Origin of the sequence: Acidisoma sp. (assembly GCF_965199065.1) — a bacterium.
In the GTDB taxonomy this organism is placed as follows: domain Bacteria; phylum Pseudomonadota; class Alphaproteobacteria; order Acetobacterales; family Acetobacteraceae; genus Acidisoma.
The window spans coordinates 1,941,645-1,963,359 of record NZ_CBDAQN010000003.1 but is presented as its reverse complement, the minus strand read 5'-3'; the positions used below and the strand labels follow the sequence as shown (position 1 = coordinate 1,963,359).

General features: G+C 66.2%; 20 protein-coding genes. 13 read left to right on the top strand and 7 right to left on the bottom strand.

Going from position 1 to position 21,715, the window contains the following annotated elements; translation table 11 throughout:
• Positions 1 to 189: 189 nt before the first annotated feature.
• Positions 190 to 540 (bottom strand): RidA family protein, encoded by a 351-nt coding sequence (locus ACOEQ1_RS17250; RefSeq protein ID WP_419760457.1) that lies wholly within the window; start codon positions 538 to 540, stop codon positions 190 to 192.
• A 102-nt stretch (positions 541 to 642) separates the two neighbouring features.
• Positions 643 to 1,491 carry a pyridoxal kinase PdxY gene (gene pdxY / locus ACOEQ1_RS17245; RefSeq protein WP_419760456.1) on the bottom strand — a complete coding sequence of 283 codons (849 nt, stop codon included), beginning with the start codon at positions 1,489 to 1,491 and terminating at the stop codon, positions 643 to 645.
• A 157-nt stretch (positions 1,492 to 1,648) separates the two neighbouring features.
• On the opposite strand from pdxY, the gene ACOEQ1_RS17240 reads away from it, so the two are divergent.
• The 6 genes from ACOEQ1_RS17240 (at position 1,649) to ACOEQ1_RS17215 (ending at position 10,716) form a co-directional block, all read left to right on the top strand.
• Positions 1,649 to 2,737, top strand: coding sequence for an NADH:flavin oxidoreductase/NADH oxidase (locus ACOEQ1_RS17240; protein WP_419760455.1), 1,089 nt, complete (start codon positions 1,649 to 1,651; stop codon positions 2,735 to 2,737).
• 130 nt (positions 2,738 to 2,867) lie between these two features.
• Positions 2,868 to 3,515 carry a Spy/CpxP family protein refolding chaperone gene (locus tag ACOEQ1_RS17235; RefSeq protein WP_419760454.1) on the top strand — a complete coding sequence of 216 codons (648 nt, stop codon included), beginning with the start codon at positions 2,868 to 2,870 and terminating at the stop codon, positions 3,513 to 3,515.
• Positions 3,516 to 3,670: 155 nt separating this feature from the next.
• A complete protein-coding gene (gene rpmE, locus ACOEQ1_RS17230; RefSeq protein WP_419760453.1) occupies positions 3,671 to 3,898 on the top strand; it encodes a 50S ribosomal protein L31 in 228 nt (75 codons plus the stop codon).
• A 170-nt stretch (positions 3,899 to 4,068) separates the two neighbouring features.
• Positions 4,069 to 4,542, top strand: coding sequence for an Hsp20 family protein (locus ACOEQ1_RS17225; protein WP_419760452.1), 474 nt, complete (start codon positions 4,069 to 4,071; stop codon positions 4,540 to 4,542).
• A 493-nt stretch (positions 4,543 to 5,035) separates the two neighbouring features.
• Entirely contained in the window at positions 5,036 to 6,628 is a 1,593-nt protein-coding gene (locus tag ACOEQ1_RS17220; protein WP_419760451.1) for an autotransporter assembly complex protein TamA, read from the top strand.
• Positions 6,628 to 10,716, top strand: a complete 4,089-nt coding sequence (locus ACOEQ1_RS17215; protein ID WP_419760450.1) for a translocation/assembly module TamB domain-containing protein — start codon at positions 6,628 to 6,630, stop codon at positions 10,714 to 10,716. The genes ACOEQ1_RS17220 and ACOEQ1_RS17215 overlap by 1 nt, the downstream gene beginning before the upstream one ends.
• A 67-nt stretch (positions 10,717 to 10,783) precedes the next feature.
• Here the strand turns inward: ACOEQ1_RS17215 and ACOEQ1_RS17210 are convergent, their stop codons facing one another.
• The 3 genes from ACOEQ1_RS17210 to ACOEQ1_RS17200 all read right to left on the bottom strand — a co-directional run bounded on the left by ACOEQ1_RS17210 (position 10,784) and on the right by ACOEQ1_RS17200 (position 12,139).
• Positions 10,784 to 11,080: a hypothetical protein gene (locus tag ACOEQ1_RS17210; protein ID WP_419760449.1), complete on the bottom strand. Its 297-nt coding sequence runs from the start codon at positions 11,078 to 11,080 to the stop codon at positions 10,784 to 10,786.
• 180 nt (positions 11,081 to 11,260) lie between these two features.
• Positions 11,261 to 11,581: a hypothetical protein gene (locus ACOEQ1_RS17205; RefSeq protein WP_419760448.1), complete on the bottom strand. Its 321-nt coding sequence runs from the start codon at positions 11,579 to 11,581 to the stop codon at positions 11,261 to 11,263.
• Between the two features lie 141 nt (positions 11,582 to 11,722).
• Positions 11,723 to 12,139, bottom strand: a complete 417-nt coding sequence (locus ACOEQ1_RS17200; RefSeq protein WP_419760447.1) for a DUF1489 family protein — start codon at positions 12,137 to 12,139, stop codon at positions 11,723 to 11,725.
• 236 nt (positions 12,140 to 12,375) lie between these two features.
• Here ACOEQ1_RS17200 and miaB point away from each other — a divergent pair, with 236 nt between their 5' ends.
• The 6 genes from miaB to ACOEQ1_RS17170 all read left to right on the top strand — a co-directional run bounded on the left by miaB (position 12,376) and on the right by ACOEQ1_RS17170 (position 17,445).
• Positions 12,376 to 13,830, top strand: a complete 1,455-nt coding sequence (gene miaB / locus ACOEQ1_RS17195; RefSeq protein WP_419760446.1) for a tRNA (N6-isopentenyl adenosine(37)-C2)-methylthiotransferase MiaB — start codon at positions 12,376 to 12,378, stop codon at positions 13,828 to 13,830.
• Between the two features lie 77 nt (positions 13,831 to 13,907).
• Entirely contained in the window at positions 13,908 to 14,912 is a 1,005-nt protein-coding gene (locus ACOEQ1_RS17190; protein ID WP_419760733.1) for a PhoH family protein, read from the top strand.
• Positions 14,893 to 15,372: an rRNA maturation RNase YbeY gene (gene ybeY, locus ACOEQ1_RS17185; protein WP_419760732.1), complete on the top strand. Its 480-nt coding sequence runs from the start codon at positions 14,893 to 14,895 to the stop codon at positions 15,370 to 15,372. Before ACOEQ1_RS17190 ends, ybeY begins: the two co-directional genes overlap by 20 nt.
• Positions 15,369 to 16,268 carry a hemolysin family protein gene (locus ACOEQ1_RS17180; RefSeq protein WP_419760445.1) on the top strand — a complete coding sequence of 300 codons (900 nt, stop codon included), beginning with the start codon at positions 15,369 to 15,371 and terminating at the stop codon, positions 16,266 to 16,268. Before ybeY ends, ACOEQ1_RS17180 begins: the two co-directional genes overlap by 4 nt.
• Entirely contained in the window at positions 16,268 to 17,194 is a 927-nt protein-coding gene (locus ACOEQ1_RS17175; protein WP_419760731.1) for a DMT family transporter, read from the top strand. Before ACOEQ1_RS17180 ends, ACOEQ1_RS17175 begins: the two co-directional genes overlap by 1 nt.
• Entirely contained in the window at positions 17,191 to 17,445 is a 255-nt protein-coding gene (locus ACOEQ1_RS17170; protein WP_419760444.1) for an Lrp/AsnC family transcriptional regulator, read from the top strand. Before ACOEQ1_RS17175 ends, ACOEQ1_RS17170 begins: the two co-directional genes overlap by 4 nt.
• 6 nt (positions 17,446 to 17,451) lie before the next feature.
• Here ACOEQ1_RS17170 and ACOEQ1_RS17165 read toward each other — a convergent pair whose 3' ends face one another.
• On the bottom strand, positions 17,452 to 19,845 hold the full coding sequence (locus tag ACOEQ1_RS17165; protein WP_419760443.1) for a transketolase: 2,394 nt from the start codon (positions 19,843 to 19,845) through the stop codon (positions 17,452 to 17,454).
• Positions 19,846 to 19,986: 141 nt separating this feature from the next.
• Here ACOEQ1_RS17165 and ACOEQ1_RS17160 point away from each other — a divergent pair, with 141 nt between their 5' ends.
• Positions 19,987 to 20,247 (top strand): hypothetical protein, encoded by a 261-nt coding sequence (locus ACOEQ1_RS17160; RefSeq protein ID WP_419760442.1) that lies wholly within the window; start codon positions 19,987 to 19,989, stop codon positions 20,245 to 20,247.
• Between the two features lie 15 nt (positions 20,248 to 20,262).
• Here ACOEQ1_RS17160 and ACOEQ1_RS17155 read toward each other — a convergent pair whose 3' ends face one another.
• Positions 20,263 to 21,576: an LLM class flavin-dependent oxidoreductase gene (locus ACOEQ1_RS17155; RefSeq protein ID WP_419760441.1), complete on the bottom strand. Its 1,314-nt coding sequence runs from the start codon at positions 21,574 to 21,576 to the stop codon at positions 20,263 to 20,265.
• Positions 21,577 to 21,715 lie beyond the last annotated feature (139 nt).

Genomic DNA, 21,715 nt, shown 5'->3' with positions numbered 1-21,715 from the left:
TGAGCTGTTTCTAGGACCACAGTCCTAGAAGTGAGCTAGTTCGGAGAGGCTGGAGAGACCTTGTACTTTGTTTCAATTACGGAATATTTGGCGGCTCGAGCGGTGGGCCGGTCCGCCGGTGGGATCGACCACCTGCGCGGGTGAGGCGGCGGCCGGCAGTGAGCGATGGGCGGTGCCGGCCGCTTCAGATCACTTGCAGGCGGTGATCATGATCTCGACCAGATGCTTGTCGTCGGCCATGTTCGCCTCGACGCAGGCACGGGCCGGCGACATGCCCTCGGGGAGCCAGGCAGACCAGACCTCGTTCATGGCCGGCCGGTCGGTGATGTGCTTGACCCAGATCTGGGCCTGCAGAAGCCGGGTCTTGTCGGTGCCGTGCTGCTCGAGCAGGTCGTCGATCTGAGCCAGCACTTCCTCGGTCTGCCCGGTGATGTCCTTGGTCAGGTCCTGGGCCGTGCAGCCCTGCAGGTAGACGAAGCCGTGATACTCGACGGCCTGCGCCAGGACAGGGCCGGGATTGGTGCGGATGATCTTGCTCATGGGAGTTCCTTCCACGTGAAAACTGCGCCGTAGCGAAGCCTCGGCGTCATATAGCAGCCGCTCCCGGTTAGACAGGGACCCCGCTTTTCACCCGGAGCGGGACTAGACGGGGATCGGCACGAGAACCCTGCTCGGCGCCACAAGCTCCTCCTGGGCGGCGATCAGGGCGATCTCGCGCTGCCCCAGCTCCGCCGTCCGGCGCAGGATGCCGAAAACCGAGGAACCGGCGGCGCCCAGCGCGGCCGCCGCCGAGCCGGTCTTCAGACAATGAACAAGAAAAAGAGCCGCGACGGCGTCACCCGCGCCGTTGACCGCGAGCGGCAGCAGCGGCGTCCGCAGCAGGTGGAACCGCCCATCCTCGGCCGCGAGCATATCAAGGTGGTCGGCGGGCGTGTCATGCGTCCGCAGGCTGGTCACCAGCACGCGGCGCGGCCCCCGCGCCTGCAGGGACGTGACCGCCGCCTTCACCTCATCGAGCGAGCCGCAGGGCGACCCGGTGAGGTATCTGAGCTCGAACAGGTTCGGGGTGAGGATGTCGGCGGCCGGCACGATCCGGTCCCTGATCAACTCGGCGACGCCGGGCCGGACGTAGATGCCGGTGTTGTCGTCTCCGATGACCGGATCGGCGCAGTAGAGCGCTCCTGGATGTGCAAGTAGAACACGCGCGCGAGCGTCCAGCACCGCCTCGGCCACCTCCGGGTCGCCGAGGTAGCCCGAGAGCAAGGCGTCACATCCCGGCAGAGCACCACGCTCCTCAATGCCGGCCACCAGTTCGCGGATGTGCGCGGGCGGCAGCACCATGCCGCGCCAGGCACCGTAACCGGTGTGGTTCGAGAACTGGACGGTGTTCACGGCCCAGACCTCGGCGCCGAGGCGCTGCATCGGGAAGATGGCGGCGGCGTTGCCGACGTGGCCATAGGAGACCCAGGATTGGATGGAGAGAATGTTCATCGGGCGTCCTTGGCAGTCATCTGGATCAAAGGTGAATGTTGCGTGGCGCGGCGCCATCTGGCGAACCTGCGCCGGGAGTGGCAAGCCGTGACCACCCGCCTATATCACCCGATGCCATCCCGCCGCTGAGATACCGCGAACCCACCCGAGGATCACCATGGCGCACACCCCGCTTTTGTTCGAGCCGATATCCTTCCGCTCGGTGACCGCCCGCAACCGGCTGGCCGTCGCGCCAATGTGCCAGTACTCGGCGACCGACGGTCTGCCAGGGGATTGGCACCTTCAGCATCTCGGAGCCCGCGCCGTAGGCGGCGCCGGGATCGTGTTCACCGAGGCGAGCTCGGTGTCACCGATCGGGCGTATCACTCCCGGCGATCTCGGGCTCTACAACGACGAGCAACAGGCGGCCTACGCGCGGCTTGCCGCCATGATAACGATGGGCGGCGCGGTGCCCGGCATTCAGATCGCCCACGCGGGCCGCAAGGCGAGCTGCACCTCGCCATGGGAAGGCGATAGCTACATCCCCATCGATCAAGGCGGCTGGCGCACTGTGGCGCCGTCGAGCATCCCTTTTCCGAGGAAGGACCCGGAGCCGCACGCCCTGACGACCAGCGAGATCGGCGAGATCATCCGGTCCTTCGCCGAGACCGCACGGCGGGCGCTGGCGGCCGGCTTCAAGATCGCCGAGATCCATGGCGCCCACGGCTACCTGATCCACTCGTTCCTGTCGCCCATCTCGAACACGCGGAATGACGGCTACGGTGGGGACGTTGCCGGCCGGGCGCGATTCCTGCTGGAGGTGCTGGATGCGGTCCGTGCCGTCTGGCCGGAGGACTTGCCGGTTTTCGTGCGCCTCTCCTGCTCAGACTTCATGCCGGGCGGACTGACGCCGGATGGCGACATCCTGACCGTAGCCCGGATGCTTGCCGCGCGCGGCGATGTCGACCTCATCGACTGTTCCGCGGGCGGCATTTCGCCGGAGCAGAAAATCCCGTCGCTCCACCCTGGCTACCAAGTGCCCTTTGCCGATCTGTTGCGGCGCGAGGCGGGGATCGCCACCGGCGCCGTAGGGTTGATCGACCAGCCGGCGCTCGCCGCCGAGATCGTGGCCAACGGCCGGGCCGACATCGTGTTGCTGGCGAGGGCTGTATTGGCCGATCCCAGCTGGCCTCTGCGGGCAGCGCGGCGGCTGGGCGTCGAGCCTAAGCTGCCCGACCAGTATGGCCGTGCAATTCTGCACGAATGACCGGCCGGCGCGTCGTTCATGCTCCAAGCTGAACCGCGGTTGTCGAAGCTCAGATCGAAGTGACTTTTCGTTTGAATTATGCAATGAATGTTTCAGGCCGCCATTCCTGCTTTCACTGAGGGTAACGCCGATGACAATTCGTCCTAAAACTTTGCCGGGACTCGCTCTCCTGCTCGGCATCGGCGCTGCGTCCACCCTGGGATTGACCGGCTGGAGCCCAGGAGCCCAGGCGCAGAGCGCGACCGCCCCCGCGACGACCGTCCCGCCCGCGGCGACGCCCGCCGTTCCATCCGCCGCCACCACGACAGCGCCCGCCGAAGTCCCGGCTTCGGGAAGCACCTCCGGGACACCCGCAGGAGCCGCGGGAGCCGCGGGAGCCGCAGGCACGGACGCCGGCTCCAAACCGCACAAGATCCCCGATCATGCCAGCCGCGGCATGAGCGGCTACCTGGCCGCCCTGCATGAAGAGCTGGCCATCACCCAGACGGAGGAGCCACTGTGGGAGGACTTCGCCGCCTCGATGAAGGACAGCGCAGCTCAACTTGGGCAGGCCTACCGCCAGCGCCGGGAACAGTTGCCGACGATGAACGCCCTCGCGGACCTGAATTCCTTCATCAGCCTGGAGCAGCTGCGCCTCGAAGGGTTGAAGAAGAGCGCTGCCGCCTTCACGGCGCTTTATCAGACCATGCCGCCGGCGCAGCAGAAGGTGGCGGACACCGTGTTCCTCAGCGACATGCCGGGCGCCCCGCACCATGGCAAGAAGGCGAAGGCGGGCTAGTCCCGATAGCGCAGTAGGAGCCGACGAGATTACCGAGCAACTCCACGCGGGCTCGACGCGCGCGCGCCCGTGTTGCGCTGGGCGTCCGCGCCGTTTATAGGCCCCGCTTTCCCCGCTGCCGGTCGTATCGGTGGCGCCGACAGGAACGGAATGAGATGAAGTCCAATATTCACCCCGATTACCACGAGATCAACATCGTCATGACCGACGGGACGGAGTTCAAAACTCGGTCCTGTATGGGTAAGGCGGGCGACACGTTGCGGCTCGACATCGACCCGAAGTCTCATCCGGCCTGGACCGGTCAGCAGCGCATCATCGATACCGGCGGCCAGATCGCGAAGTTCAACAAGAAGTTCGCGGGCATCGGCGTCCGCAAGGGCTGACGGTTTCCACCGCATCCACAAGATTTTTGAGGGGCTGCTTCTTGAACCGGGAAGCAGCCCTTTCTATTTTACAGCTACCGAGGTGCCCAGCCGGGGCCTTGGGGACTGCGGAGCCGGCCCATCGGGCGGTTCCATGACTTAAATAACCTTGCTTTAACAGGAGGTTTCATATGACTCGCGATTTCGCGCCCCTATTCCGTACAGCCATCGGTTTCGACCGTCTCGCTCAAGTCGTCGATGGACTACAGGAAGCCGCTTCCACAACCTTCCCTCCCTACAATATCGAGAAGACCGGCGAGGACAGCTACCGTGTCTCGATCGCAGTCGCTGGGTTCTCGCCCGACGATCTCGACGTGACGGTCCGGGACAACACGCTGATCGTGACCGGCCGGGTTCGCCCCACTGCGAGCGACAAGGTCGCCACCCTCTACCGGGGCATCGCCGGACGGTCTTTCGAACGCCGTTTCGCCCTCGCCGATCATATCGTCGTCGAGGACGCGGGCCTCACGAATGGGCTGCTGCATGTGGGCCTGAAGCGCGTCGTCCCGGAGGCTCTCAAGCCGCGCCGGATTGCGATCGCGGTCGCCCAGGACACGCAGAAGGTCATTACCACCGAGGCCGAGCCCGCCGCTCAGGCGGCGTAACACGCGCTCGTCCGATGTGGCAGCACATAGCGTGCTGCTTGGCATCTGAGCTGGAAGGGCCGGGAAACCGGCCCTTCTTGCTGTACCCGACCTTCGCCGGACAGCAAGATCACGCGAGCGTGATCTAGCGAATGCAGTTACCTTGCGGCCTGACACGAACTGGCCATCTAGCCATTGTACGCGGCAAGGGTGAGCATAGTCCGCGGGTGAGTGGGAGGATGGTAATCTGCCGCCAGATTTACGCGCGCTCCGGCGCCGATGGACGGGGCACGCGGTTCGGACGGCGACTGCCGCTGCGGCGCTAGTTTGCGCGACCCCGAGCCGTGCCGCCGATCCGCAGCCCTATGCCGTCACCTTCGTCAAGACAGGCGATAAGGCGCTCGACACGCTGGCGGCGGCGACATCGGATCTTGCTTCCCTGCGGCTGAAGGCGCCAGCCGGTCCTTTCGCCCTCGTCCTCCGGGCGCGCGCCGACCAGAACCGGCTGCAAACGGTGCTGGACAGCGCCGGCTACTATGACGGCAGCGTCGGCATTACCATCGACGGCCGCCCGATCGATGATCCTAGCCTTCCGGCGCGCCTCGCGGCGTATTCCGCCGCCACGCCCGTGCCTGTGGTCGTGACGCTCACGCGCGGGCCGCTGTTCCATCTGGGTCGCGTGGCCTTGAAAGGCGCGGTGCCGGCCGAGGCTCGCGAAGCTTTCAAGCTCGAGAGCGGGCAGCCTGCCCGGGCAGAGGATGTTCTGGCCGCCGGTGCCCGGCTGCAGACGGCCCTGCTCGACGAGGGCTACCCTTTCTCCAAGGTCGCGGTGCCCAGCGCGTTCGAAAACCCCGCACAGCACACGATCGACGTGACCTACAACGTGACCACGGGGCCGCGCGTCGATATCGGCGCCATAACAATCGCCGGGCTGCGAACCGTGCACGAACCGTTTGTCCGGCGGGAACTGACGCTCCATTCGGGGCAGCAGTTCAATCCGAACAAGATCGAGAACGCCCGGCAAAATCTGGCGGCCCTCGGCGTCTTCTCCTCTGTCCAAGCCGTGCCCGCTGACAAGCTTTCGCCCGACGGACGGCTGCCGATCACGCTCGTCGTCAAGGAGGGCCCGCCGCGGACGGTCAGTTTCACCGCGGGCTACGCGACGGATACCGGCGGCCTCCTCGGCGCGAGCTGGACCCACCACAACCTGTTCGGCAATGGCGAGACGCTGACCCTCAGCGCCGCCGCAACCGGGCTCGGCGGCTCCAGCTCGACGGGCCTCGGCTACAACGTCGGCGCGACCTACACGCTGCCGGCGTTCTTCGAGCGGAACCAGAGCCTGAGCTTCAACGTCGGCGCGGTGAAACAGGATTTCACCGCTTACCGGCAAACGGCGGAATTCGCGGGCACCACGCTCACACGCAAGATCGGCACACATTGGAGCGTGAACATCGGCGTCCTGGGAACCGTGGAACAGGATGAGCAGGAGGGCGTTACCCGGGACTACGACCTCATACAGCTGCCGCTCGGCCTGAAATACGACAGCACCAATTCGCTCTTCGACGCCACGCGCGGCATCCGGGCCCAGGCGACAGTAACGCCGACCGAGTCTCTGCTCGCTCCCAGCGCCACCTTCACCATCCTGCAGCTGTCGGGTTCGACATACATCGACCTCACCGGCCGCGGCCGCAGCGTCATCGCGCTCCGCGCGCTCGTCGGATCGGTGCAGGGTGCCTCCACCTTCCAGCTGCCGCCGGATCAACGATTCTATGCCGGCGGCAGTGCCACGATCCGGGGCTATGCCTATCAGTCGGTCGGACCGCAATTCGCCGACGGCAACCCGGAGGGCGGCACAGCGATCGATGCCGGCACGATCGAATATCGGCAGCGCTTTGGCGGCAGCTTTGGGACCGCTCTGTTCGTCGATGCGGGGCAGGTCAACGCATCCGCATCACCCTTCCAAGGCTCGCTGAAGATCGGGGCCGGTGTCGGGCTGCGCTACTACACACCGATCGGGCCGATCCGGGTCGATTTCGCGGTGCCGGTGGTCAAGCAACCGAATAGCGGCAACTTCCAAATCTATATCGGCATCGGACAGGCCTTCTGATGCGCGTCCTGGGGACGATCACGAAGTGGCTCGGCATCGCGATCGGCGTGCTGCTGCTTCTTGTCATCGTGCTGGTAGGCGGAGTGATCGCCGCCATCAACACGGCTGCCGGACAGCGTGAGGTCGTGTCGCTCGCCAACGCACATAGCGGTGGCGCTTTCCGGATCGAGGGGCTCTCCGGCACGGTGCCGACCGACCTGCACGTCGCGCGATTCGAATTGCTGGGTCCGGACGGCGCGTGGCTGACGCTCACGGGGCTCGAGCTGCAGCTATCGCTGATGCCGCTGCTCCACCGGAGCGTGGTGATCGATCGCCTGCACGCCGACACGCTCACGATGGCGCGGCTGCCGCCGTCCTCGCCCACGGCGAAGCCTGCACCGCCCTCGGGACCGATCAGCGCGTCGATCCCGCCGCTGCCTGTGAAAGTGTTTCTCCGGCAGCTGACGGTGGATCGCATCAAAGTCGCCAAGGCCGTGACCAGTACCGCCGCAATCGAGGTCGGGCTGACGGGCGCTGCGCAGGTCACCGGCCGTGATGAAGGGCAAGCGCATCTGGCGCTCCGGGATCTCGACGGCAGCGGCGTCTACACGGCCCAGGCTTCTCTCGCCGGGCAGGACCTCGCTGCAAAAGTCAATCTGCAAGAACCCGCCCGCGGCATGCTGTCCCGCCTCGCCAAGCTGCCTGACCTCGGCGCGCTGCACCTCGCGATCACGCTCGACGGGCCCCAGGACAAGGCGGCGGTCAACCTAGCCCTCTCCGCGGGCGCGCTGAAGGCCGGCGCGAAAGGGACCGTCGACGTTCCCGGCGAGGCGGCGGATCTTGCCATCGACGCCCACGCGCCGGCGATGAAGCCCGCGCCGGGCATCGGCTGGCAGAGCGTCGATGTGGCGCTGCATACCAGCGGGCCGTTCACCAAGCCCGATGCGAACGGCCATATCGTGCTGACGGGTCTCGCCGCGCAGGGCGTGGCGCTCCAGCGGCTGACCGCCGATATCCAGGGCACGCTCGGCGCGGTTTCCCTCAAGGCGAGCCTCGCGGGCCTCGCGGCGCCCGGCCTGCCGCAGGGACTGCTGGGGGATACCCCTGTCTCCGTCACCGCAAATGCAGTGCTGGACGCGCCGAACCGCCCCGTCCATGTCACGGTTACTCATCCGCTGCTGACGCTGCATGTCGATGGCACGACCAAGCCCGATCTTGCGGCGGCTGTCGTGCTTGACCTGCCGGACCTCGCGCCGCTTGCCGCCATCGGCCACCAGACGATCGCGGGCAGCGCCCATATCACCGCGCAGGCAACGAGAGCCGCCGACGGCTCTGCGACGGCAGCCAAACTCCAGGCGGACATCCACCTTACCAAGGCGATGCCTCAGGCGATGGCGCTGACCGGCGGGGACGCCCATCTGACCGCCGACGCAACCATGACGCCGAGCGCCATCACCCTCTCAAGCCTCACGCTGCACGGTGCCGACATCGACCTCACAGCGCAGGGCAGCCGCCAGACGGCGACGCAGCAGCTGGCACTTGCATGGACCCTGGCGCTCCGCCGTCTCGCCGATGTCGCGCCGCAGGCGACCGGCGCCATCGCCATGACCGGGCACGCTCAGGGCACGCAGAAGAACATAGCGCTGACGACCGAAGTGACGGGCACAGTCGGCACCGCCCAGGGGGGCAGCAAGGTCGCCAGCCTCAGCGGACCAATCGATCTGCGGGTGGAGGCCAGCGGTCTGCCGGGCGCGCCGCACGCGCAGATCACGTTGACGGGTAATCCGGCAGGCTCGCCTGCCGACATAGCCGTGGATGCGTCGCGCGATGCGGATGGCGCCATCTCCGCCACCATAAAGCGGCTGACCTGGAAGAGCATGAGCGGCCAAGGCCAGGTGGCGCTCGCTTCAGGCGCCAAGCTGCCCACCGGCACCGTGTCGGTCGTGATCAAGCGCCTTGCCGACTTCCGCTTCCTCATCGGTCAGCCGCTTTCGGGCAGCATCGCGCTCAATCTCAAGGCGCCCCCGAACGAGGCGGCGCAGGTAGCGCTGCAGGGCCGCGACCTCGCCTTCGCTGCCAATCGGCTGGCGGCAGTGGACGTGACCGGAGATGTCCGCGACCCGACGACGAACCCGGCTGTCGCGGCCCGGATCGTGCTGAGCGGGATCGACGCCGGCGGCATCAAGGGCGGCGCGACCATAACTGCCGACGGGCCGTTGACGGCGCTCGCGCTGGGGCTGGACGCCCGGCTCCCGGATCTCAAGGGCGCGCCGGCCAGCGCCAACATGCGCGCGACTCTCGACGCCAAGGCGAAGCAGGTGGTCCTCGCGGCACTGGCAGCCTCCTGGCATGGCGAGGCGCTGCGGCTTCTTGCACCTGCCCGAATCGACTTCGGCAGCCGGATGGCGGTGGATCGCTTGCGGCTGGCGCTCGGCACGGCCACCATCGACGCCGCCGGACAGGTCAGCCCTCGGCTCAACCTCCACGTTGGCCTCTCCAACGTGACGCCGGCGCTGATCGCCCCCTTTGCACCTTCGCTGCATCTGGCAGGGCGGATCGATGCCGAGGCCGCACTCACCGGCACGACGGCGGCCCCCGGCGGCACCGTGACGCTGAACGGCAACGGGCTTCGGGAGACGTCGGGCCCCGCGTCCGCCCTGCCTGCGGCGACCCTCATGGCCCGCGCGGCGCTGCATGGCCAAGCCGCCGCCCTGAACGTGACGCTCGACGCCGGCAGCGCCAGCCACGTGACCTTGACCGGCATGGCGCCCATCTCGGCGGCGGCCGCGATGAACCTTCGCATCGGCGGCAAGCTTAATCTTGCCCTCATCGACCCGATCATGGAGGCAGCCGGACGCCGCGTCGCGGGCGTGGTCACGCTCGATCTCAGCGCCCTCGGCACGATGACGGCACCGCGCATCGGCGGCAGCGTCGCGCTCAACGGCGGCAGCTTCCAGGATTTCGCGCAGGGGGTCGATCTGTCGAGGATCACCGCGTTGATCCGTGCCGACGGTCAGGACCTGGTGATCGAACATTTCAATGCCACGGCCGGAACAGGAAGCATTGATGTTGCCGGTCGGATCGGTGCGCTGGCACCGACCATCCCGCTCGATCTGACGGTCACTGCACACAATGCCGAACCGATCCAGAGCGATCTTCTGACCGCCCGTTTCGACACCGACATCCACGTGTCAGGAGCCGTCACCAACGGCATGAAGGCGAGCGGCACCGTCCATATCCTTCGCGCGTCGATCAACGTGCCGAACAGCCTTCCGCCGAGCGTCGCGGTGCTGAATGTCCGCAAGGCAGGCCAGAAGCCGCCGCCGCCGCCGGCGCCTCCACCGCCCATCGGGCTCGACCTCACGCTGGAGGCGCCGCGTGCCATCTTCGTGCGCGGTCATGGCCTCAATGCCGAACTTGGCGGCCATCTGCACATCGGCGGCACGCTTGCGGCGTTGAAGCCGAGCGGGCATTTCGACATGATCCGCGGCAGCTTTTCATTGGTGACGACGACCCTCACCTTCACAACCGGGCAGGTCGGGTTCGACGGCGGCGACATCACCGACCCTTCCATCGACTTTGTGGCCGAGAGCGAATCGAGCGCAGTCACCGCGACCCTCGCCGTCACCGGCTACGCCAGCGCGCCGAAGATCACCCTGAGCTCAAGCCCGCCTCTGCCGCAGGACGAGGTTCTGGCGCAGCTCCTGTTCCAGAGCAGCACCTCGCAGCTCAGTCCGTTCCAGCTCGCCTCCATCGCGACGGCCTTGGCGTCGATTGCGGGCGTGGACACCGGCGGTGGCGTAGGCGGCATGTTGGGGAGCGTGCGACAAGGCCTCGGGCTCGACCAACTGTCGATCGGCAACGGGATCGGCAACCCGACGGGCGCGACGCCCAGTGCCGGTTCCGCTGCAAGCAAGAACGAAAATGCGCCGACCTTGCAGGCCGGACGCTATGTGGCGCCTGGAATTTATGTGGGAGCGGCTCAAGGGACGACAGGCACCGGCACGGCCGCGCAGGTCCAGATCGATATCGCCAAAGGCTTGAAGCTGCAAACTCAGGTGGGCGGCGACAGCAACGGCGTCGGCGTGACCTACCAGTTCAATTACTGACCGGCCTTCTTCAGGTGCAAAAGGCAGGCAGGCCGCGCCGATTGCGCACGGCCCCCGGCTCTCGACCTTACGGCGCGGGAATGACGCCCGTCTTGTGGTGCTTCAGACGGCTCTTGTCGGCACCGCCCTCTTTCATGCCGCTGGCGGTGGCCATGCCGCCGCCGCCCGTCCCGCTCGTGGGAGACAGCGAAGTTCCGGTGCTCGTTCCCATCGCGCCGTTGCTGGTGGCGCCCGGGAAGGCCGCGCGGGCCGTCGCCGGCGGAACATCAGAACCGCCGCCCGAACTCTGTGCCATGCTGGCGGTGATGAGCGGCGGAGCGAAGAGGAGCGCCGAGGCGATGGCAAGACTGCGAAGGTGATGCATGATTAATCCCTGATTGGTGCTGAGCCGGGATGACCCGCGGCACAAATCAAGTGGTGGCAACGACGCGCCCTGCCACAGTCACATTCTGGTCAAGTTTCCGTAGGGCTTTCACTAAAACACCCCACAAGGAGATCCTTGAGGGGTGCTTTTATCAACCACTGAACGGCGGAGTGAAAACGATCACTCGGTGCCAGTCTCTTTGAGATGAGGGGCGGTTGGCCCCTTCGCAGGCGAGCTTTTGGTGTAGTCGTGGTGCCTGCCATAAAACTTGTGGTGGGCGCGCTTGTGATACTTTTTGTGCGCGTAGTCGTTAACGCCCGGGCCGCCCACGGGCTTGGTGTTGTTCGCGCCAGAGCCGACCTGCGTGGGGTAGGACGGGCTGGTGACAGAGGCTTTCGGGTTGGGCGGGGGCACCGAGACGTTCGCAGCCTGGGCCATCGCAGCCGCGGGAGCCAAGGCTAGACCCAGAACGAGGGCGAGTGAGGGAGTGAGGATACGCATCAAAAACATTCCTGTGTGTTGTGTGACAGGCGATCTGGTTTGGCTCGACCGGGGTTAACGCTCCCAGGTGCGCGCATAAGGCCTTCAAACGCGCAACAACTCAAGGGATTTCCAACCCGGTTGTCGTAATAAATCATGATCTTACAGGAGACAAAGCTCTGCCAGCGCGAGGCGCAGCGCCGGAGGCAGCTGAACGTCCGAACTGCAGCCGTCGGCAACATCCGGAGGGGCCGCATCCTCGTTAAGATACCTCCAGCCCTGGAAGGCCCGCGCCGGTCGCGGTTGGACCAGAACGACCGCCGGATCCAGCACGAAGGCGACGCACGGCGTACCGTCGAGCCGTCGATCGGGCGCGATATCGAGAATGCGCTGCCGACACTGGATCATGCCGGCGATCACCCAGAAAATCGATCCGCCGTCGATGATGTCCGCAGCGCGCTTCGGCATGTGACGGGTCCGATGGCGGAGCGGCGCATCGGTCGCCGCCCGTTGACGTTGCAGATCGGAAAGCTGCGCCACGTCGCGCATGCCGACAGAAAGTTTGATGAGGTGAACCATCCCGGACACAGCTTAGCGGAACCGCGAGCGATTCGGCAGAGCGGCCGCAGAACATCGCCGCGACAAACTTCAGCTTGTCATCAGGGGACGCTTGACATCCCACCCCCGCCACCTGCGAAGGTGCATAGGAGACATAGGAGTTGATCGGCGTCATTGCGCTTGACCCGTAAAGATCGGAACGCGATTGGTCCGAGGCCCAGGGCACCTGCTCAGGGCTGGACAGGACCTTGCGAACTATGACCGTCTCCGACTTCCGCCTGCACGACACGACCCCCGCGCCCGCAATTGCTAATCCTGCCAGACCTCTGCGCCGTCTCCATGTCATCACCTGGGGTTGCCAGATGAATGTCTACGACAGCGGCAAGATGGCGGATGTTCTGGCACCATTGGGCTATCGCCCGGCGGATGGTCCCGCTGACGCCGACATGGTCATCCTCAATACGTGCCATATCCGGGAGCGCGCGACCGAGAAGGTCTTTTCCGAACTCGGCCGCCTGCGGGTGATCAAGGAACAACGTGCCGCCGAGGGACGGTCGACGATCCTGGCAGTCGCCGGCTGCGTCGCCCAGGCCGAGGGCGCAGAGATAACCGCGCGCGCGCCCTATGTGGACATCGTGCTCGGGCCCCAGACCTATCACCGGCTGCCGGAGATGGTTGCCCGCGCCCATCGCGCGGCGGGGCCGGTGATCGAAACCGACTTTCCCGTCGAGCAGAAGTTCGACTTCCTGCCCGATGCGCCGGCCGCGCAGGAACAGGCGGTCACCGCCTTCCTCACGGTGCAGGAGGGCTGCGACAAGTTCTGCTCATTCTGCGTCGTGCCCTATACGCGCGGCGCGGAGGCGAGCCGGCCGGCAGCCGCGGTTTTAGAGGAAGCGCGTCGTCTGGCCGCCCGCGGTGCGCGCGAGATCACGCTGCTCGGCCAGAACGTGAACGCCTACCACGGCGTGGGGCCGGATGGGCGGGATTGGGGCCTTGCCCGTCTGATCCGTGCGTTGGCCGATCTGCCGGGCGTCTTGCGCATCCGCTACATGACCTCCCACCCGCGCGACATGGACGATGACCTCATCGCCGCCCATGCCGACGTGCCGGCCTTGATGCCCTTCCTGCACTTGCCTGTGCAGTCGGGGTCGGACCGGATACTCGACGCGATGAACCGCCGTCATACTGCGGACGACTACCGCCGTCTGATCGACCGGTTGCGCGCGGCCCGGCCGGATCTCGCCCTCTCCTCCGACTTCATCGCCGGGCATCCGGGAGAGACTTCGGCGGACTTCGCGGCGACGATGCAGCTGATCCGCGATATCGGCTTCGCCCAGGCGTACAGCTTCAAATATTCCTCGCGGCCTGGAACGCCTGCCGCCCGTGCCCCGGGCATGGTGCCCGAAGCCGAGAAGGACAGCCGCCTGGCCGAGCTTCAGGCGCTCATCCGTGCGCAGCAGGATGATTTCAACAATCGCAGCGTCGGCCTGGAGATGCCGGTGCTGGTGACCGGAGCTGGCCGCCGTCCTGGCCAGATTGCCGGCCGAACTCCCTATCTCCAGGCGGTCCACATGGATGGGGACGCGTCTCTGGCCGGCCAGATTGTCCCGGTGAAAATCCGGCAGTCCCTGACCAATTCCCTGTCCGCCACCCTCGGTTTGTCTGCTACCCTCATCGTCCCGGCTTTTAAACAGGAGCGAGCCAGCGCTTGAACCAGACCTCGGCTGCCGACCGGTCGAACACCGTATCCCTGGATAACACGGGGCAGAACCCCGGCGCAGGACGAGCGGTGACCTTGCAGTTTGGGAACAATGCCTTGTTATCGCAGTTGCTCGGCGATCATGACCGGCACCTGATACGGCTGGAACAGGCTCTTGGGGTCAGACTCGCCTGCCGTGGCAACCGCATCGCGATCACCGGCGACCCGGCCCAGATCGAAACGGCGCAGTTGACGCTCAACGGGCTCTACCATCGCCTCGAACGGGGTCAACAACTCTCCAGCGGCGATGTCGATGCCGCGATCAAACTCAACGCGCGCGGCGCGGACCCGCGCCTGCCGCTCGCCGATCTTCCCGCCATCCGCACCCGTCGCGGCGCCATCCAGCCGCGCAGCCCCGGCCAGACCGGCTATATGGAGATGCTCGCCCGCCACGAGATGGTATTCGGCGTCGGCCCGGCCGGCACCGGCAAGACCTATCTCGCCGTGGCCCAGGCTGTGGCGATGCTGCAGACCGGTCAGGTCGACCGGATCATCCTCTCCCGCCCCGCGGTGGAAGCAGGGGAGAGGCTCGGCTTCCTTCCCGGAGATATGAAGGAGAAGGTCGACCCCTACCTCCGTCCGCTCTATGACGCGCTACACGACATGATGCCGGGAGATCAGGTGGTACGCCGGATGAGCGCGGGCGAAATCGAAGTGGCGCCGCTCGCCTTCATGCGCGGCCGTACGCTGAGCCACGCCTTCGCCATCCTCGACGAGGCGCAGAACACCACCCCCATGCAGATGAAGATGTTCCTGACCCGTATGGGCGAGGGCACCCGCATGGTGATCACCGGCGATCTCAGTCAGGTCGATCTGCCATCCGGCGTCACCTCTGGCCTCGCCGACGCGCTGGCGACGGTCGAGGGCGTGCAGGGCATCGGCGTTACCCGCTTCGGGCGGCAGGACGTAGTGCGGCATCCTCTGGTAGGCCGCATCGTCGAAGCCTACGACCAGCGTGCAACGGCTGAGAGGGATGTCGCGCGGGATGCGCGGCGCCACCGGCCCCGCGAGAGTGATAGTGGAACCTCCAAGTAGTCTCTCGTTCGCCGCCCCGGCTCCTGCCATCATCATCGAGGACAGGAGCTGGCGGCGGCTCGTGCCGCGGCTGGAGACATGGGTTTTGCGGTCGATCCAGGCCGCACAGCAGGCGGCGCCCGATGCGCTCGTCGAGACCGTCGTTCTGGCTGACGACCGCACGGTTCGTGCCCTGAATGCGCGCCACCGGGGACGCAACAAGCCGACGAATGTGCTGACCTTCGAGCCCATCGTCCCGGGAGCCGGCGGGGAGATCGTGCTTGCCCTCGGCGTTGTGCGGCGGGAGGCGGCGGCCGAGGGAAAGACCCTGCCCCATCACCTCGCGCATCTTCTCGTCCATGGCGTGCTGCATCTGGACGGCGCGGACCATCACCATCCGGGAGACGCCCGGGCCATGGAGATGGCGGAGACCCGAATTCTCGGCAGGCTAGGGGTTCCCAACCCCTGGAAGGGACGATGAGTAGCCACGAACCCACCTTCTTCTCGCGCATTCTCCATGTTCTGGGGCGGCGTGGAACGGAACAGACCCTACGGCAATCGATCGCCGAACTTGTCGAGGAAGCCGGCGCGGCTCCGCAGAATCCGGGCGAGGAACTGCCCGAACTCGACCGGCAGGAACGCGCGCTCATCGCCAACATCCTGCGGCTTCGCGGCACCATGGCGAACGACGTGATGATCCCGCGCGCGGACATCGTGGCGCTTCGGGCCGATCTGACGCTCGACGAGACGTTGCAGCGCCTGCGGGAGGAGCAGCACTCGCGGCTGCCAATCTACCGCGACCAGCTCGACGACATTCTCGGCATGGTCCACATCAAGGATGTCTTTGCCTATATCGGCCGGCCGGAGGAGTTCTCGCTCGAGAAGATGCTCCGCCGCCCGCTGATGGTGGCGCCTCAAGCCCCGGTGCTCGACCTGCTGGTTCAGATGCGGCAGGCGCGGGTGCATCTCGCGCTGGTCATCGATGAATACGGCGGGGTCGACGGGCTCATCACCATTGAGGATCTGGTCGAGACGATCGTGGGCGACATCGCCGACGAGCACGACGACGAAGTGCCGCTCGTGACTGAAAGGCCCGACGGGACAATGGATATCGCGGCCCGGCTCTCCATCGAGGATTTCGAGGAAAAGATGGGGCCGGTGCTCACGCCCGAGGAGCGAGCGTCCTCCATCGACACGGTGGGTGGCCTGATCTTCACGCTGGCCGGCCGCGTGCCGGCGCAGAACGAGATCATCACCCATCCGAGTTCGGGCGCGGAGTTTCAGGTGCTGGATGCCGATCCACGGCACATCCTGAAGGTTCGGGTGCGACGCCCGACGCCGAAAGACGAGACCGAAGGAACCGCCGCCGCGGCTTGATGCCCCATATGCGCCTCCCCTCGGGCCAGACGGCTGCCATTGGCCTCGTGCTGCTGTCGTCGCTCCTCTATTCGCTCGGCTATGCGCTCTCCAAGCGGCTCATCGAGACGTGGCACTTCGACGCCATGCAGCTTTTTGTGCTGCGCTCCCTGCTCGTGGTGGCTGGCCTGTTCGCGCTGCACCTAACCGGCCTCAAGCGTCTGTCGCCGCTGCGCTTGCTCTCACCGCCGCACCCGTGGATACAGCGGCTCGCGGCGACAGCCCTTGTGCTGTCAGCGGTGCTGGCGATGATCGGCTACGGCTATCTGCCGGTGACCACCGCCACCGCCTTCAGCTACTTGACCCCTCTTCTCGTGACGGTGCTGGCGGCGATCCTGCTTCGCGAACGCGTCCCGGTCCAGAGATGGCTGGCGGTGGCGCTCGGCTTCGCCGGCGTGCTGGTCATCGTCCATCCCGGCGCTTCCGCGCCGGCCGGCGCGGGTCATCTGATCGGCGTTGGGGCGGCGCTTGGCTCCGCCATCCTCTACGCCATTCAGCAGATGCTGATCCGTCACTCGCGCGACACCATGACGACGACCGATGTCGTGGCCCAGGCGGCGATCGTCGGGCTCGTGCTGCTCGGCGGCGCCATGCCCTTCGTGTGGCGCTCCGTGCCGGTCCAGGCCATGTTGCTGGTCGTGGCGGCGACGGCGGCGCAGACCGGCGGTCTGCTGACCATTGCGGCCGCGATCCGTCAGGGACAGATTTCCCGGCTCGCGCCTTGGCAGTATGGCGGAATGATCTGGGCGATGGGGCTCGATCTCGCGATGTTCGGCCATACGCCGGGCACGGTGGCGTTGTCGGGTGCCGTGATGATCGTGATGGGGGGCCTGCTGTCGCAGATCCGGCTACCGTCACGGCTGAAGCCATTGGAGGCGAGGCGATGAATTCGATTTTCGTGCAGATCAAATGCGATCTCGGCCGCGCCTACACGGTGGCAGCCCAGTTGGCAGACGAGTTCGACAACGCGTCGCAAATCTATTCCACTTCGGGTCACTACGATCTTCTGGTGCAGTTCCGGCTTCAGGACGGCCAGGATCCGGGTCTTTTCGTCAATGACCGCCTGCACAAGGTTCCCGGCATCAAGGACACCTACACGATCATGGTTTTCGACGCCTTCACGCCCGGTGCCGGCTAAGCCGCCTCAGGAGGCGATGCCGTAGCGGATCGGCCGGGCCGGCGCCAAACCCTGGGCCGCTGCCACGATGGCATCCGCGTCGATCCCCGCCTCGCGGTATAGATCGTCGATGGTGCCGGTCTGGCCAAATTGCGTCACGCCGAGCGACCGCGTGCGATGCCCGAGCACCGATCCGAGCCAGCCCAGCGTCGCGGGATGCCCGTCCACCACGGTTACGAGCCCGCAGTGGCTGGGCACCGCCCCCAGCAGTCGCTCGATATGGCTGCGCGCGCCGGGGATGCCGTCCTCGCGCGCCCGTTGCGCCCCGGTCCAGCCCGCATAGAGCCGGTCTGCCGAGGTGATCGCGAGCAACCCCACATCACGCCGGTCCTCGGCCATCAGCCCGACCGCCTCCATCGCCTCCGGCGCCACGGCGCCCGTATAGGCCACGACGATCTCCGCATTCGGCCCCGGCCGCCTTAGCCAATAAGCGCCACTGATTACGTCCTCGGCGAGGTCGGCGACCATCTGCCGCTGCGGCTGCTGGATGCTGCGCGTCGAGAGCCGGAGATAGATCGCGCCGCCCAACGCGTCCCGCAGCCACGTCCTGCGGTCGGGCTCTGGCTCGCCTTCGCGCTGCATGTGCTCGAAGGACCAGCGCAGGATGACCGCCAGCTCATCGACGAAAGCCGGCTCGAAGCTCGCCAGCCGGTCCTGCGCCATGCCGATCAGCGGTGTCGCGATCGACTGATGCGCGCCGCCCTCGCCGGCCAGGGTAATGCCCGAGGGCGTTGCCACGACAATGAAGCGGGCGTCCTGGTAGCAGGCGTAGTTGAGCGCATCGAGCCCGCGCTCGATGAAGGGGTCGTAGAGCGTGCCGACCGGCAGCAGGCGCTCGCCATTGATCGCGTGGCTCAGCCCCAGCGCCGAGAGCATGATGAAAAGATTCATCTCGGCAATGCCGAGTTCCATGTGCTGGCCCTGCGGCGAGAAACTCCAGTTGAAGGTCGACGGAATGCGTTCCTTGCGGAACAGGTCGACCAGTTCCTCCCGCGCAAACAACCCGCGCCGGTTCACCCAGGCGCCGAGATTGGTCGAGACGGTCACATCCGGCGACGTGGTGACGATCCGCCGCGCCAGCTCGCTGTCGGTCTTGGCGATCTCGTGCATCAGCAGGCCGAAGCCGTGCTGTGTCGACATCGCCGTCGGCGGGGGCGCGGTGAGCGCCTCCGGCACCGGAATGGTTGGCGCGCTCAGACGCCGCATCCCCTGCTGGATGAACGGCGCCTCGGCGAGAAAGCCTCGGAGCACGTCCTCGGGCAGGGAAGTGCCCTCGAACTTCTCCCATTCATGACCTTCGCGAACGCCGAGCGCCTTCCGCATGATGGCGATCTGATCGGGCGTCATCAGCCCGGCGTGGTTGTCCTTGTGGCCCGCCAGCGGCAGGCCGAAGCCCTTGATCGTATAGGCAATGAAACAGACCGGCCGGTCATGGGTGCGCGCGTGCTCGAAGGCCTCCAGCAGCGACGGCAGGTCATGGCCGCCGAGGTTGCCCATGAGCGTCGCCAGCGCGTCATCCGAGCGCCGCTCGATCAACGCCGAGACCGGCCCCTGGTCGCCCAGATCGTTCAACAGACGTTTGCGCCAGGCCGCACCGCCCTGGAATGTCAGCGCCGAGTAAAGTTGGTTCGGGCACGCCTCTATCCAGTTTCGCAAGCGCTCGCCGCCGGGCTCGGCGAAGGCCGCCTCCTGCAACCGGCCGTGGCGCAACACCACCACATCCCAGCCGAAGTTGCGGAACATCGTCTCGAACTTCGCCCACAGCCCTTCGCGCACCACCGCGTCCAGGCTCTGACGGTTGTAGTCCACCACCCACCACGTCCGGCGGAGACCGTGCTTCCAGCCCTCGGCCAGCGCCTCGAAGATGTTGCCCTCATCCATTTCGGCGTCGCCGATGAGTGCCACCATGTGGCCCTCAGGCCGGTCCGTCCCCCAGCCATGGGCGCGCACGTAGTCCTGCACCAGGGACGAGAACAGCGTCTGCGCGACGCCGAGTCCCACCGAGCCCGTGGAGAAATCGACATCGTCGATGTCCTTGGTCCTCGACGGATAGGATTGGGCGCCCTTGAAGCCGCGGAAGTTCTGCAGCTTCTCCAGCGTCTGCTGGCCGAACAGATACTGGATGGCGTGGAAGATCGGGCTCGCATGCGGCTTGACTGCGACACGATCCTCCGGCCGCAGGACAGCGAAATAAAGCGCTGTCATGACTGTCGCGAGGGAAGCGGAGGAGGCCTGATGGCCGCCGACCTTCAGCCCGCTCGGGTTCGGGCGGATATGATTCGCGTTGTGGATGGTCCAGGTCGCGAGCCACAGGACCTTCCGCTGCAACTCATCCAGTATCTCGAGCCGGGAGTTCTCCATCGGGCACCTCCTCGTTTGGCCCAACTATACGAAGCTCAGCGCCCTTGGCGCATGCCAAATCGAGATCGCGTTATGACCCGACGCACTCTTGACTGCGGCCGGCCAGTGCCGAAATCCGCATAGGATAGCAGGGGATATGCGATGCGCGCTCTATGGGTTTCGACGCTTCTTCTGGCTCTCGCAACGCCTCTGGCGGCTCATGCCCAAAGCGGCGCATCCATCCTAGGGGGTCAGGCGACAACCGTGCAGATGACACGCGATCAGGCGCTGCGGGCCATCGAGCACGCGGGCTATGGCCCGGTCACGAAGCTCACGCTGGGGCCGGCTGGCACCTGGACCGCCATGACGCCCAAGGGCGCCGTCAAAATCAATATCGCGGGTCAGGTGACTCGCTCTCCCTGAGCGCTCCCGGGTGCGTCAATTCTGCAGATGCTCCCGCAGCGTCGTGCCGACGTATTCCTTCCGGAAAACGCCCCGCTCCTGCAGGATCGGCACCACCATCCGGCAGAACTCCTCGTACATGCCGGGGAAGGTCGTGGGTGTCAGCACAAAGCCGTCACAGGCATAGTCCTGGAACAAATCGGTCAGGTGGTCGGCGATCATCTCCGGCGTGCCGACCAGCTGCGGGCATAGCTCGCTGGTAGCAAAGCGGCGCGCCGCCTCGCCCAACGTCAGGCCCTCGGCCTCCGTTCCTTGGAGCATGACATCGAAGGAGCCGCGCGAGCCCTCCTCGACCGCGATATCCTTCAGCGGCTTGTCGGGATCGAGCTGGGACATGTCGTAACCGAGTTGGCCGGAAACGGCGGCCAATCCTAGCTGGGTGTCGACGAGCCCGTTCACATACTCCGCCCGTTCACGCGCGATCGATACCGTCTCACCGATGACCACGTCGATGGAGGGGAGGATGACGCAACTCTCCGCAGCCCGTCCTCGCCGCGCCATGCGTCCCTTGAAGTCGTTGTAGAACGTCTGCATGTCGCTTTTGCGGTGCTGCAGGGTGAAGATGATCTCGCCCCATCGCGCGCCGAACTCCCGCCCCCGGTCGGAGCTGCCGGCCTGCATGATGACAGGATGCCCCTGCGGGCTGCGCGGCACGGTCAACGGCCCCCGCGTCTTGATCCACTTGCCGGCATAGTTCGCGTAGTGGATCTTCGAAGGATCGGCGAAGGCCCCGGCCTTCTTGTCCAGCAACAGGGCGCCCTCCTCCCAGCTGTCCCAGAGCGCGAAGCACGCCTCCATCACCTCGTCGGCCCGCTCATAGCGCTGGGCGCGCCCGGGCATCTCGTCCAGGCCGAAGTTCTGCGCTTCCAGCTTCGATGTTGAGGCCACCACGTTCCAGGCGACCCGCCCCGCGCTGAGGTGGTCCAGCGTGCCGAGCATGCGCGCGAGTTGATACGGATGGTTGAACGTCGATGAACACGTGAGTCCGAGGCCGAGGCGGCTCGTCACCCGCGCCATCATCGGCAGGATGACCGCGGGGTCCAGCAGGCAAACCTGACCGCCGCGCCCGACCATGGTGTCGAACTTGCTGTCATAGATGTCGTAGATGCCCAGAATGTCGGCGAAGAAGAGTGCATCGAATTTGCCTGCCTCCAGCACGCGGGCGATGTGCTCGTAGCGCTCGGGATGGAGGATACCCTCGACATCGGTCTCCGGATGCCGCCAGGCACCGTGGTGGTGGCACGTCGGGCCTGTCATCAGAAAGGCCACCAAGTGCATCTGCCGTGCCATCTTCGCTCATCCATCCGCTGCCGACCGAAGACATCAGGCTCGGTCGGGGCGAAGCACGAGCAAGATCGGTGCCGCAGCCGGCGGCGGCCGTTCGCTCCAATGTGGGCGCTGAAGCCCAGGCTGCGAGAAGTGCCCCGAA